Raw genomic sequence first — 12,482 nt, 5'->3', positions numbered from 1 at the left:
GCCGTATACCGAACGGTACGTACGGTGGTGTGAGAGGTCGGAGGCTAGGCGCCTCCTCCTACTCGATTAATGGCACTAACGGGGCAGGATAGTTGAAGATGAACTTCTATTTCTTCAGACAACGAAAAGTTTTAAATGAAATGATTAAATATGAATTAATACAAAATTTTAGGGGGAAAGAGAAAAAATTGTTTAAAGAAAAATAATATGTATGTAAATATGTTTTTTGGAACTATAGGTATAGTCCTGGTTGGATTAGGAGCTTTGAGGTATCAAGTTCTAATGGATGATCCTGAAGGATACATCATCGCATTTGCGGGTTTTATATTTACAGCCGGTTACATAAATTACTTAAAAAAGAAAGCAGGTATCTCTATTACTCTATTTTTAACTATTTCTTTTATTTTATATCTCTAATTCCTTTTCATATAGAACTAGAATTAGACGGATGCGTTTGCTGAAGTCGGAGCTGTCTTAAGGTAGCTTTTTCTTTATGCAACCGTTCAGTATGAAATAATTGACCCAAAAGAGTGATGGATGAATTAGAATTTATATTTCGAAAACCAAAGGAGAATTATTATGAAATTTACAATTGGAGATTTGCTGCTTTTTCTTCTATGGGGAGCACTTTGCACAATTATTTTTAAGCTAATTAAACCTTCTAATTATATTGGCGAATTGATACTCGTTGTTTTACTTGCGGGTCTTGGAGCGACAATGGGAGGCTATCTTAGAAATAGAAAAAAGAAGAGGTACGTTTCTTAATGCACTAACGGGGCAGGATGGTTCAACAAGGATATAAAAGCATTATGAAGTTCGGATTATTACTGTCTCCTATATTTAGGCGTTACTTGTTCTGCAATATGCAAAGATATGGTTTCCTGATTATTATATAGTTGACCAAGTCAACTATATCCTTTATACTGTTTTTAGTTTAAAGTTTCAGAATATTAAGGAGAATTATCTATGCAATCAAATAATTATGTAGAAAAGATTCGGAAATTCAACAGGTATTACGCAAATGTTCTGGGCAAAATTGATCAAGAAATTTATAATCAACCTTTTCCATTAACAGAGGCACGGGTAATAACGGAAATTAACCACAAAAATGGGTGTACGGCAACTGAAGTTAGAGAAAACCTAGGAATTGACCGAGGCTATATGAGTCGTATTGTCCAGCGATTTGAGGATGAAAATATCATCATAAAAAAACAGTCAACAGAGGATAAACGACAGTATTCACTCTATCTTACCGAATATGGAGAAAATATTTACAAGGACTTAGTTGAAAATGCAAATCGCGGAGTAGATAAAATGATTAATAATCTATCAAAAGATGATCTGTGTAAGCTAGTCACATCCATGGAAAGAATCGAATCCATTTACTCGGAAGGACGTTCATCCCATTCAGAAGTCTTAATTCGACCATTTCAACCCGGAGATGTAGGATACGTCGCATACCTTCATGGGAATTTATACGATAAAACATATAAGTTCGGACAGAGGTTTGAATATTACGTCATGAAAGGTTTAACAGAATTCATGAATGATACCGATGGAGGAGAGCTTTGGATTGCGGAAGTGAATGGCGAAATTGCCGGCTCGATTGCAATTACGAAGTTCAGTGATACAGTAGCACAGTTAAAATGGTTTGTATTAAATGAAAATTATCAAGGCATGGGGATAGGGAAAAAACTTATCGATACTGCCCTCAACTTCAGTAAGAAACAAAATTATCTGCATGTGTTCTTATGGACGGTGAGCACGTTAGAAACGGCTCGCCATCTTTATAGAAAATATAATTTTAAATTAACTGAAGAAAAACCGAATGAAGAATGGACGACAACAACATTAATCGAAGAACGATGGGATCTCATTCTTTCCGAGGAAAACGAAACAAAGTAAAACAGAAACAACAATGGCGTTATGTTTGGAGCTGTCTTTTAGGCAGCTTTTCTTATAAGTGAAACCAAAATCAACTTATAACGTCTAATCAATAAAGGGGGGAGTTTATGATAAGATATGTAAGTTTTATGACTGTCAGCATAATGTTTTTGCTTATGCTTGGCTGTGCAAATATAGAGACTGAAAAATATGTTCCATCTGATACTGATGTTGTGAATAGAAATAATGGTGATATTGAAAACGAAACGAAGTTAAAAGAATTTATCAAGAATACGGAAACAGGGAAACAGGATAGTATTCGTGTGGTTGCTTACACGAAGGAGGGAGACCCAATCCTAACTGATTTAACATTTAACGGAGAGCAGCTTGAAATTACTGAGGATACCACTAGAGATGAATACGGCAGTGGAGAAATTAACACATTTGGATGCGAGAAAATTTTAGTTGAAGGAAATAAATACTCTATCATTGGTTGCCAAGGTTACGATACACCTTATTACTTAGCAGAAGGTAAATAATCCGGGCAGGTAGTAAGAATTAAAAACATATAAAAAAATCCACATTTTGATTTTTTTCGTATAAAAAAATATATAATTGAATGGAATCTGAATAATGAGGTAGTTATACATGGAAGAAATTAAGAAAGTATTAGAGAGTTTTATCCCTATAGCAAAATCTACTGCAAAAATGTTTGGACCAAACTGTGAAGTCGTTATTCATGATTTGACGAATCCTAAAGCATCTGTAATGTTTACAGTAAATAACCATGTTACAGGTAGGGCAATCGGGCAATCATTTGATCACTTAGTGAAGACTGTATTACAATCAGAAGATTTTAAAGAAGATTATCTTGCAGGTTATACGTTTGTAACAGAAGATAATCGTACTATTCGTTCTTCCACTTCATTAATACGTGATTCCAAGCAAAAAGTGATTGGTGCATTCTGTTTGAATTTTGATGTTGAAGCACTGAATCAAATGCAACAATTCATGAATTCTTTTCTTCCTACACACGTTGAAGTTCAAGAACATGAAATAAAATCAGATGATGATATGGAAAATGTTGAAGGAATCGTGGATCAATTGATTCAACAAATCATCCAAAACAGTGTTCATCCAGTCATGAAACGCCATGAAAAGATTGAATTAATAAGATTTATGGATGAAAAAGGAATCTTTTTAATGAAAGGATCTGTTGAGAAGGTCGCATCTTTGTTAGGCATTTCCAAAGTGACTGTTTATAGTTATTTGGATGAAATCAAAAATAAATCAAGTTAAGGAGCATCAAATGAAAAGTATCTTTGAAGTAGGAAATTTAAAATCAAATGGACACTATGCATTGGCGACAGTTCATCAGAACACTGTCTATGTATCAGGGCAGTTTGCCATTAATCCAGAAACCAGTGAAAAAGAATTTGGCACCATCGAAGAAGAAACGTTACAAGCACTAAAGAATATCGAAATGATTATAGAAGCAGCCGGTAGTAAGAAAGAACAGATTTTGCGCATGACATTATATATTCCGGATGTGGAATTATGGGATAAAGTAGATGCGGTTTATAAGGAATTTTTCGGTGACCATAAACCAGCTCGTACCGTTGTGCCAACTAATAAATTACACTTTGGATTTAAGATTGAAATTGATGCCATTGCATATATTTAGTTGAATTTTTTTATCCGTATCGTATAAAAAAGTCTAATTTATATAAAAAATTATTCGAAGGTGTGATAGATGATGGAACAATTTATTTGTAACAGTTGTGGCAACAAACATGATCTTACACCAACGCTATGGAAATGTGAATGTGGCGGAGTATTAAACATAGTAAAAGATACCCCAAAAGTTAATAGGGCAGCTTGGAATACCTATCCCAACTCATTATGGCGGTATTTCGAAACGATGCCATTCGCAAAAGATTCCAAGACATGGGAATCCGTGACAATGGGTGAAGGTCAATCGCCTTTAATTCTTCTAGATCCTATGGAGCCAAATAGGTATGTAAAAGTTGAATATATGATGCCTACATTATCCTTTAAAGATCGAGGTGCCGTTGTTTTGATGACAAAGGCTAAAGAATTAGGGGTATCCAAAGTAATTGCTGATAGCAGTGGTAATGCAGGAACGGCTATTGCAGCTTATGCAGCACGATGTAATATTGCCTGTGATATCTATCTAAGTGATGAAACTTCACCGAAAAAGATCGCTCAAATAAAAGCCCATGGAGCAACGATTAAAGAGATTCGTGGTACACGAGAGGACATTGCAGCTGCTGCACAAAAAGCAGTAGACGAAGAAAAAGTTTTTTACGCAAGTCATGTGTATAATCCTTATTTTTATGAAGGAACGAAAACATATGCCTATGAAATTTTCGAACAATTAAATGGTGTGCCTGATGCGTTAATCATTCCGGTTGGAAACGGAACGCTTCTCCTAGGTGCATATTATGGCTTTAACGAGTTGTTTGAAAATGGATTAATTGATAAACTACCGAAAATCGTTGCCATTCAAGCGAAGAACTGCGCTCCTCTTGTAAAAGCCTATCAAAACGGTGAGGAATCAGCACAATCTGTTACGAATAGAGGTACTTTAGCGGAAGGGATAGCCATTGCTGCACCAGCGCGTTCCAAACAAATTTTAGAAGCTGTACGTCATACGAACGGTACCTTTATCGATATTGAAGAAGATGAGATTCTGAGTGCACGAGCTAAACTGAGTGAGAAAGGATTTTATGTGGAAGTGACATCAGCAGTAAACTATGCTGGCTACCTTAAATATAAAAAGGCACCAGACGAAAAAATAATCATCCCTCTTTGTGGTGCTGGTATTAAATCAAAATGAATCCATAAGGCCGGCCAGGTGAAAAAAGATGTAGGAGAGTAAGTTGTTAGGTAAGGGGGATTACAATTGTTCTTTGATTACATAGTTATTAATTCAATACCTGATGCTGATGTAATGCATGGCATTCTAGAGCTTCATAAAGACATTTTTGGTACGTCTAATGATTTGATTAGTAAGATGTCAAGTAAACCTCAATTGTTGGTTATTACTGCGATGGATGGCAAAAAGGTTATTGGGTATAAGATTGGCTATGCGATTGACCGTAATAAATTTTATAGTTGGTTAGGTGGGGTGGATATTAATTACAGAAAACATGGTATTGCTTCTACGTTAATGGAAAAGCAACATCAATGTTTAAAGGATAATGGTTATGATATCGTTCAAACGAAGACAATGAATAAATGGCGTAGTATGTTAATTTTGAATATAAAAAATGGATTTGATGTCATTGATACTTATACGGATGAAAAAGGATTACATAAAATCGTCCTTGAAAAAAGTTTACTCAGCATTGAATGAAAGGCGGAAGGTAAATTCAATTCACAGTCGTAGTGTGGTCTTTTTCTTGATCGAAGAAAAAATCAAGCTGAGGGGTAATGTACCAAACAATTTACAGTGCTTTTGTTTTTCGCTAAAATAAAGGTACAATTAATACTTATGATAAAAGATAATGAGGTAGGGAAAAAATGATTGCAAAAACAGAAGAAGATTTTAATGGTTTGAAGGAAATTGGCAAAATTATTGCCTCCATTAGAGATGAATTGGCACAAAGAACAACTCCTGGCATAACAACAAAAGAACTTGATGATAGAGCCGGAGAACTTTTGGAAAAAGCAGGTGCAGTTTCAGCTCCAAAAGGTGAATATGATTTTCCTGGCTATACGTGCATTAGTATAAATGAAGAAGTGGCACATGGTATTCCGGGTCATCGGGTTATTCGTGAAGGCGATCTCGTAAATATTGATGTATCTGCTTCAAAGAACGGCTATTTCGCAGATACAGGAATCTCATTTGTAGTAGGAGAAGGAGAAGCGGTATTAACGAAATTATGCAACGCTGCTAAAATGGCATTTGAAGCAGGTCTTAAGAAAGCAAAACCTGGTTCCAAAAAAAGCAGAATCGGAAAAGCCGTATTCGAAACAGCGAGACAGCATGGATTCACTGTTATCACAAACCTTACAGGACATGGTGTTGGACGTAAAATACACGAAGCACCTGCCCATATTTGTAATTATTATGATCCATGGGATAATGAAATATTAAAAGAAGGCATGGTTATCGCATTCGAACCATTTATCTCAACCCTTGAAGAAGAAGTATTCCAAAAAGAAGACGGGTGGACCTATGCTACAGAAAAAAGCTATGTAGCTCAATTGGAGCATACGATCATCCTTACTAAAAATGGTCCGATTATTGTCACACTTTAATTCAGTCACGGACGGAAAAGACTCGTATTACCATAAGTAACGCTCATCTATAACAAGAAGGCAATAAAAAGAAGGATCTTTGATTAAAAGATCCTTTTTTTATTGCTTAATTTATTTTCTTATTGTCTTTACTTAGAACGTGAGATTTGTTTATATTGGAAAAATTCATTTATGAGCTCTTCAGTACGTTTTCCTATTTCTTTAGCTTTTTTATCTGTACTGTCTATGGAAGTATTAATAATAATCGGATTTTGATCATCTATTATAGTTGTAAATGTAACTTTGAGATTGTTTATTTCCTTCAACCCTTAATCTATTGATGGCATAACTTTCATTTCCCAATCTCGTTTTACATTTGATTTAAAACGTATTGTCCTTAAGGGTTCCCCAATGAAGTATTAACACTTCATAGGTGGCTAGTGGAAAAGCTTAATAAACAAGGAATACTGCATTTGATATAGAATTTATAATATACGTTAATTAAAAGTTTCAAGGGGTAGTTGCTGGGGGGATTTAATGGAGTACAGAGGTGCATCGGCTTACGACGATGATGAATTTTTTAAGAATTATATAACCAGGAGAAATCGTGTCGAAAGTCCAAACAATATTATTGAAAAGCCTATATTGCTTGAACTTATTGGTAATGTAGAGAGAAAAAAAGTGTTGGATTTAGGTTGTGGTGACGCTACATTTGGATATGAACTTCTACAAAAAGGATGTTTCTCATATGACGGTGTAGAAGGATCAGAAAATATGGTAAGAGAAGCTACTAAAAATCTGCATGGCACAGAGGGGAAAGTGCATCTCGCTTCAATGGAAACGTGGAATTTTAAAGTTGATAATTATGATCTTGTTGTTTCACGGTTAGCTCTTCATTATTTAGAGGGATTAAAAGTTTTATTTAAAGAAGTTCATCAATCACTAAAAGATAACGGAAAATTTATATTTAGTGTGCAACATCCTGTTTTAACCTCATCAACCAAAAGCGCTGCGGCTTCCTCTTCAAAAACTGATTGGATAGTAGACGATTATTTTAATAGTGGCGCAAGGATAGAGCCTTGGATTGATAAGAAGGTTGTTAAATATCACCGAACAATCGAAGAATATTACCAACAATTAAAACAAGCTGGATTCATCATTGAAGATTTGAGAGAAGGCACACCAAGACCTGAGGAAATCAATAGTGAAAGTGAATATAAACGAAGAATGAGAATTCCTCTTTTCTTAATGTTTTCTTGCAAGAAATAAGAGTACGAAGGGAAAGTCATATTTACAGTCCTCAAAAATACTTTCATCCTTTTCTCGATTGCCCATTTACACTAACGTTTCATTGCACTACAGTCGCTCCCTTTCCGCGGGCGGTCCGTGAGCCTCCTCGGCTTTTTAGCCTGCGGGTCTCACGTGGACACGCATTTCCCGCAGGAGTCTCGCGCCTTCCGTTCCATTCCACTATGGATTAGTAAACTATAATCTGGATGTTCTCTAATGCTAATAATTTGCACACTTTCTATTTAGAAAATATGTATAGTGAAAAACACTAAGATTTTATCATAAGCATTACATGTTCATTGTTGCGGATGGTTGATAAGATAGGAGAACACATAATAAATGTTTATAGAAAGAGGTTGAATAGAAATGAAATCGTTGAGCGATATTTTTAGGAATTCCACTTTCAAAAAAATTGTGCCGGTACTATTTCTTTCATGCGCAACGCTTGTAGGTTGCTCAAGCAATAACGTTAATGCAGAATTAACTAAACCGAAAAAACAAGAAACTGCCGATATTCATGATTTTGCTAAGCTTGAAAAAAAGTTTGATGCTAAACTTGGTGTCTTTGCGTTGGATACTGGAACAAACGAAACAGTAACCTATCATCCAGATGAGCGTTTTGCTTATACATCCACTCATAAGGCTTTAGCTGTAGGAGTCCTTTTACAGCAGAAATCAATAGAAGACCTTAATCAAAGAATTACCTATACACGTGAGGATCTTGTCAATTATAATCCGATTACAGAAAAGCATGTTGATACGGGGATGACTCTTAAGGAGCTTGCTGATGCTTCGCTTCGATACAGTGACAATACTGCGGGAAACCTTATCCTTAAACAACTTGGGGGGCCGACTGGATTCAAAAAAGCACTGGAGGATATGGGAGATAACGTTACCAACCCTGTGCGAATTGAGCCAGATTTAAATGAAGTCAATCCTGGTGAAACGCATGATACGAGCACACCGAGAGCACTTGCTACTAGTCTTCAGGCTTTTACATTGGGAGATACACTTCCAACAGAGAAACGTGAGCTTTTAATAGATTGGATGAAGAGAAATACTACGGGAGATGCGTTAATTCGTGCTGGAGTGCCGAAAGGTTGGGAAGTGGCTGATAAGACTGGAGCAGGATCATATGGTACGCGAAATGACATTGCGATCATTTGGCCATCTAAAGGGGACCCTATTGTTCTTGCTGTACTTTCAAAACGTGATAAAAAAGATGCTGAGTATAATGACAAGCTTATCGCTGAGACAACAAAAGAAGTAATTAAGGCTCTTAAAGTCAAAAACAAATAGAAAATGATTGTACTAAAAAAGGTTACGTGAAGTAGCCTTTTTTTAGTTTAGTAGGAATATATATATACATCATATTAGCTTGAGGGCAGGATAGTTGAATGAATACATCAAATATAAGTAGTAAGGGGAGTTGAATGGAAATGAATGACGAAAGAATTGGAGCGGTAGTAGCTGTAAGTAAAAGTGATACACACACATTTAGTAAGGAAAATTGCAGCAGTATAAAGCTGTTGAAAGGTTTAGGCGTTGAAGGAGACGCCCATTCAGGTATAACGGTTAAGCATCGATCACGTGTAGCGAAAAACCCAGATCAACCTAACCTGCGACAGGTCCACCTAATCCACTCGGAATTATTGGATGAATTGAGAGAAAGGTTTAATGTTACAGCCGGACAAATAGGTGAAAATATTACCACAAAAGGCATCGATCTGCTTGAACTACCGAGGGATTCGCTATTATTTATTGGAGAGTCAGCAGTGATTAAAGTAACAGGCTTACGAAATCCATGTGCCCAAATCGATTCATTCAAATCGGGACTTATGAACGCTGTATTAGACCGGGATAACAATGGGAACTTGATACGTAAAGCAGGAATAATGAGCATAGTTTTGGAAAGTGGTGAGGTTCACCCCGGAGACCAGGTTAGAATTCAGTTACCGCCTTTACCTCATATCCCTCTTGAAAGGGTGTAATGTTTTCAGTAAAACAGGGTTGCTGCGGTGGCCTTTTTTATACCATACAAGATCTATAAAGAAAGAAGGATTAATATGACATATTGCAAAGTTCGCCAAGCCGAAATATATTATGAAGATTTTGGGGAAGGTAAGCCCATTTTAATGATACACGGCTTTTCTCCGGACCATCGATTAATGAGCGGGTGTATGGAACCTATATTTACTGAAAGGCAAGGCTGGAGACGCATTTATATTGACCTGCCGGGGATGGGATTAACAAAGAAATACGACGAAATAAGCAGCTCTGATGAAATGTTGAATGCTGTCCTGGATTTTATTCAAACCGTAATTCCTAACCAAGAGTACGTCATTGCTGGAGAATCCTACGGTGGCTATATAGCTAGGGGCATTATTGAGAAGCATCAGGAACAAGTACTCGGCGCTGCATTTATATGTCCTCTCATCAATCCCCATCCAGAAGATAGAACAGTTCAGAAGCACAAAATAATGAAAACGGATAAAAAGTTTATTGGAAGTTATCGAAGGATGAATTAGAAGATTTTAAAAATAATAACGTTGTACTTAATGAGTACACATGGTTACGTTATAACAAAGAAATTGTAAGCGGTTGTAAAATCGGAGATGAAACGTTTTTAAATAAGATTAGGAATGAATATGGATTTTCCTTTAAGATCGACCAGTCTGAGTTCAATAAACCTAGCGTATTCCTGTTAGGAAGACAAGACTCCTCGGTTGGATACAAAGATGCTCTTGACCTAGTAAACAAGTATCCGCGAGGAACATTTGCTGTACTCGATGTAGCAGGCCACAATTTACAAATCGAACAACCACAACTTTTTAGCACGCTAATAAATGAATGGTTGGATAGACTTGAAGAATCCTGACCGAATACGTAATGAGTTAAGAGCTGTCTTTAAGGCAGCTTTTATTTTTGGGTTGGGCAGGTTAGTTGGATAACAAAATTTGTAGAGAAAATTTGAATGAAGTCGGTGATGTTATGTTTAAGCAAAGCATCAAATTTCCCTTAATATATGTTGTGGTATTAACCGTTTGGGAATTTATTGCTAACAAAGAGGTTAATTGGATGGATAACATAATGGCCTTTTTTATAATGTTGTTGATTATTTTGTTATTTAAATGGGCGGATATTCCATATAAGTGGAATAAGGACAAATAATGAGTAATATAATCAATAATTTCATCTCAACTAACAGGTGCGTTTGCCGAAGATCGGAGCTGTTTTAAGGCAGCTCTATTCTTATGGAACTGAAGGGGGAGGAAGAGTGCTGTTTGACAAGATTGTTTAGTAGTTTTAGGGAGGTGTTAAAAGATGGAATGGTTTGCTTTTTTTGTTTTTCCAGCATTCACTTTAGGTGGAATAGCTTTAGGACTCGCCCTTCACGCAATCAAAAAAATAAAGAACATGGAAAGGAGAGTTGAGGAAATAGAAAATGAAAATAAATAAATCTTACAATGATTATTCCATAAAAGGGCGCGATTCTTTAATAAGAATCGCTTTTCTTAATGAACTAGCGGANNNNCATTCCTGTAGATCGTTAAATATCAGGTTTGAAAAAAATAGAGCCCCTCAGTAAGATACGAGTATAGAGTCCAATCTAACTCAGAGTCTTANAGGAGGAAGCCCTATTATGAATTTTAAAATGCAAGACAAACAAAATCAACTAATTGAAAGAATTTCTGATACTCATCTTATTATTGGTGTGGATATCGCTCAACAATTACACGTTGCAAGAGCAGTTAACTTCCGTGGAATTGTAGTTGGAGACCCTATTACATTTGAAAATAATGAAGAGGGGTTCGTTAAACTATTAAACTGGATTCATGATTTAAAAAGATTAAAAAACTTAGATGCAGCAATAGTAGGTATGGAGCCTACAGGCCATTACTGGATTAACCTTTCAAAATGGTTATATAACCAAAACATTGAGGTTGTAACAGTCAATCCCCATTTAGTAAAAAGGAATAAAGAGAATCGTGATAATACCCAATCTAAGAGTGATAAAAAAGATGCGCTCGTTATCGCGGATATGGTCAAAAACGGCTACTATTCCTTTATTCGCCCATCATCAAAATCATTTGAGAAGCTTAGAGTTCTAATGTCTAATCGTGATGTGATTGTTAAACGTCTCGTGATGTCTATTAATCAAGTAAATCGATGGGTGGATGTGGTCTTTCCTGAACTCAGACAAGTGTTTAAAGATGTAACGTGCAAAGGGGCGATCGCAACCCTTCGTTTATTTCCTATACCGGATGAAATATCTTCACTAGAAACACTAGAGGTCATGAGGGGTTGGAAGTCTTTAATGAAACGACAACCAGGACCAAAGAAGGCTCAATTACTGATCAATCTTGCAAAATCTTCTATTGGAACTGGACAAGCACTCGATGCTTATAAATTCCATCTAGAACAATTATTAGAAGAATATGACCTCGCTGTAAAGCAACTCGAAAGAGTTGAACAACAAGTTAAAGAAGTTCTCAATAAAATACCATTTGCAAAAAAACTACTTATGATTAAAGGAATAAGTGAAATTTCATTAGCGGGGATACTAGGTGAGTCAGGAGATTTAAGTGGATTCTCTCACGGAAACTCTCTATTACGTCATGCGGGATTACATCTAGCGGAAGCAAGTTCAGGCAAATGGAAAGGTCAGATTGTCATTTCAAAGCGTGGAAGGTCAAGACTCCGACGCTTCCTCTACTTAGCAACTATGAGCCTTGTGATGAATAACCCTGAGTTTAAAGCCATCCATTCCCATAATGTGAAGGTAAAGAAGATAAAGAAAATGAAGTCAATCATGAAACTGATAGGTAAACTAGCAAGGATTTTTGTAGGAATAGCACGACGAAATGAGTCTTACTGTCCAAATAAAGTCCAAGTAATAATCCCTTTAGCAGCATAGAAATAAAACATTAAGTATATAAAATGTATTACTTAAAATAGTTAACTATCATTTTGAATGTTGTCTTATTCGTAGGATTTCAAATATGTACGGTGTACCAGGTTTCTTCAACAAAAGGGCAACG

At 36.1% G+C, this 12,482-nt stretch carries 14 protein-coding genes and 1 pseudogene; all 15 read left to right on the top strand.

Features of this window, described 5'->3' with window-relative positions; all coding sequences use genetic code 11:
- Window positions 1-579: 579 nt before the first annotated feature.
- Window positions 580-765 carry a hypothetical protein gene (locus ASU00_RS20605; RefSeq protein WP_057915334.1) on the top strand — a complete coding sequence of 62 codons (186 nt, stop codon included), beginning with the start codon at window positions 580-582 and terminating at the stop codon, window positions 763-765.
- Window positions 766-966: 201 nt separating this feature from the next.
- Entirely contained in the window at window positions 967-1,905 is a 939-nt protein-coding gene (locus tag ASU00_RS20600; protein ID WP_057915333.1) for a bifunctional helix-turn-helix transcriptional regulator/GNAT family N-acetyltransferase, read from the top strand.
- 107 nt (window positions 1,906-2,012) lie between these two features.
- A complete protein-coding gene (locus ASU00_RS20595; protein ID WP_057915332.1) occupies window positions 2,013-2,423 on the top strand; it encodes a DUF4362 domain-containing protein in 411 nt (136 codons plus the stop codon).
- 109 nt (window positions 2,424-2,532) lie between these two features.
- Window positions 2,533-3,183: a helix-turn-helix transcriptional regulator gene (locus ASU00_RS20590; protein ID WP_057915331.1), complete on the top strand. Its 651-nt coding sequence runs from the start codon at window positions 2,533-2,535 to the stop codon at window positions 3,181-3,183.
- A gap of 10 nt (window positions 3,184-3,193) precedes the next feature.
- On the top strand, window positions 3,194-3,568 hold the full coding sequence (locus tag ASU00_RS20585; protein WP_057915330.1) for a RidA family protein: 375 nt from the start codon (window positions 3,194-3,196) through the stop codon (window positions 3,566-3,568).
- 72 nt (window positions 3,569-3,640) lie between these two features.
- Window positions 3,641-4,744, top strand: coding sequence for a threonine synthase (locus ASU00_RS20580; protein WP_057915329.1), 1,104 nt, complete (start codon window positions 3,641-3,643; stop codon window positions 4,742-4,744).
- Window positions 4,745-4,858: 114 nt separating this feature from the next.
- Window positions 4,859-5,263 carry a GNAT family N-acetyltransferase gene (locus ASU00_RS20575; protein WP_057915342.1) on the top strand — a complete coding sequence of 135 codons (405 nt, stop codon included), beginning with the start codon at window positions 4,859-4,861 and terminating at the stop codon, window positions 5,261-5,263.
- Between the two features lie 167 nt (window positions 5,264-5,430).
- A complete protein-coding gene (gene map / locus ASU00_RS20570) occupies window positions 5,431-6,171 on the top strand; it encodes a type I methionyl aminopeptidase (RefSeq protein WP_057915328.1) in 741 nt (246 codons plus the stop codon).
- 516 nt (window positions 6,172-6,687) lie between these two features.
- Window positions 6,688-7,419 (top strand): class I SAM-dependent DNA methyltransferase, encoded by a 732-nt coding sequence (locus ASU00_RS20565; RefSeq protein ID WP_057915327.1) that lies wholly within the window; start codon window positions 6,688-6,690, stop codon window positions 7,417-7,419.
- Window positions 7,420-7,806: 387 nt separating this feature from the next.
- Window positions 7,807-8,739, top strand: a complete 933-nt coding sequence (gene bla / locus ASU00_RS20560; protein ID WP_057915326.1) for a class A beta-lactamase — start codon at window positions 7,807-7,809, stop codon at window positions 8,737-8,739.
- A 134-nt stretch (window positions 8,740-8,873) separates the two neighbouring features.
- Window positions 8,874-9,431: an MOSC domain-containing protein gene (locus ASU00_RS20555; RefSeq protein WP_201786319.1), complete on the top strand. Its 558-nt coding sequence runs from the start codon at window positions 8,874-8,876 to the stop codon at window positions 9,429-9,431.
- A 75-nt stretch (window positions 9,432-9,506) separates the two neighbouring features.
- A pseudogene (locus ASU00_RS20550) lies at window positions 9,507-10,318 on the top strand (alpha/beta fold hydrolase).
- 65 nt (window positions 10,319-10,383) lie between these two features.
- Complete coding sequence (locus tag ASU00_RS20545; protein WP_057915325.1) at window positions 10,384-10,611, top strand: hypothetical protein; 228 nt, start codon at window positions 10,384-10,386, stop codon at window positions 10,609-10,611.
- A gap of 153 nt (window positions 10,612-10,764) precedes the next feature.
- On the top strand, window positions 10,765-10,899 hold the full coding sequence (locus tag ASU00_RS26730) for a hypothetical protein (RefSeq protein ID WP_269085342.1): 135 nt from the start codon (window positions 10,765-10,767) through the stop codon (window positions 10,897-10,899).
- 184 nt (window positions 10,900-11,083) lie between these two features.
- Window positions 11,084-12,358 (top strand): IS110 family RNA-guided transposase, encoded by a 1,275-nt coding sequence (locus ASU00_RS20540; protein WP_057915324.1) that lies wholly within the window; start codon window positions 11,084-11,086, stop codon window positions 12,356-12,358.
- Window positions 12,359-12,482 lie beyond the last annotated feature (124 nt).

Source organism: Peribacillus muralis, assembly GCF_001439925.1.
Classification (GTDB): domain Bacteria; phylum Bacillota; class Bacilli; order Bacillales; family DSM-1321; genus Peribacillus; species Peribacillus muralis.
Note: the sequence above shows the minus strand (reverse complement) of the source record. Positions and strands in the feature narration are given on the sequence as shown.

What these genes read in the sequence shown, in the direction of transcription:
- ASU00_RS20605 (WP_057915334.1), top strand. Translation starts at nt 580, where the DNA reads ATGAAATTTACAATTGGAGATTTGCTGCTTTTTCTTCTATGGGGAGCA.
- ASU00_RS20600 (WP_057915333.1), top strand. Translation starts at nt 967, where the DNA reads ATGCAATCAAATAATTATGTAGAAAAGATTCGGAAATTCAACAGGTAT.
- ASU00_RS20595 (WP_057915332.1), top strand. Translation starts at nt 2,013, where the DNA reads ATGATAAGATATGTAAGTTTTATGACTGTCAGCATAATGTTTTTGCTT.
- ASU00_RS20590 (WP_057915331.1), top strand. Translation starts at nt 2,533, where the DNA reads ATGGAAGAAATTAAGAAAGTATTAGAGAGTTTTATCCCTATAGCAAAA.
- ASU00_RS20585 (WP_057915330.1), top strand. Translation starts at nt 3,194, where the DNA reads ATGAAAAGTATCTTTGAAGTAGGAAATTTAAAATCAAATGGACACTAT.
- ASU00_RS20580 (WP_057915329.1), top strand. Translation starts at nt 3,641, where the DNA reads ATGGAACAATTTATTTGTAACAGTTGTGGCAACAAACATGATCTTACA.
- ASU00_RS20575 (WP_057915342.1), top strand. Translation starts at nt 4,859, where the DNA reads ATGCATGGCATTCTAGAGCTTCATAAAGACATTTTTGGTACGTCTAAT.
- map (WP_057915328.1), top strand. Translation starts at nt 5,431, where the DNA reads ATGATTGCAAAAACAGAAGAAGATTTTAATGGTTTGAAGGAAATTGGC.
- ASU00_RS20565 (WP_057915327.1), top strand. Translation starts at nt 6,688, where the DNA reads ATGGAGTACAGAGGTGCATCGGCTTACGACGATGATGAATTTTTTAAG.
- bla (WP_057915326.1), top strand. Translation starts at nt 7,807, where the DNA reads ATGAAATCGTTGAGCGATATTTTTAGGAATTCCACTTTCAAAAAAATT.
- ASU00_RS20555 (WP_201786319.1), top strand. Translation starts at nt 8,874, where the DNA reads ATGGAAATGAATGACGAAAGAATTGGAGCGGTAGTAGCTGTAAGTAAA.
- ASU00_RS26730 (WP_269085342.1), top strand. Translation starts at nt 10,765, where the DNA reads ATGGAATGGTTTGCTTTTTTTGTTTTTCCAGCATTCACTTTAGGTGGA.
- ASU00_RS20540 (WP_057915324.1), top strand. Translation starts at nt 11,084, where the DNA reads ATGAATTTTAAAATGCAAGACAAACAAAATCAACTAATTGAAAGAATT.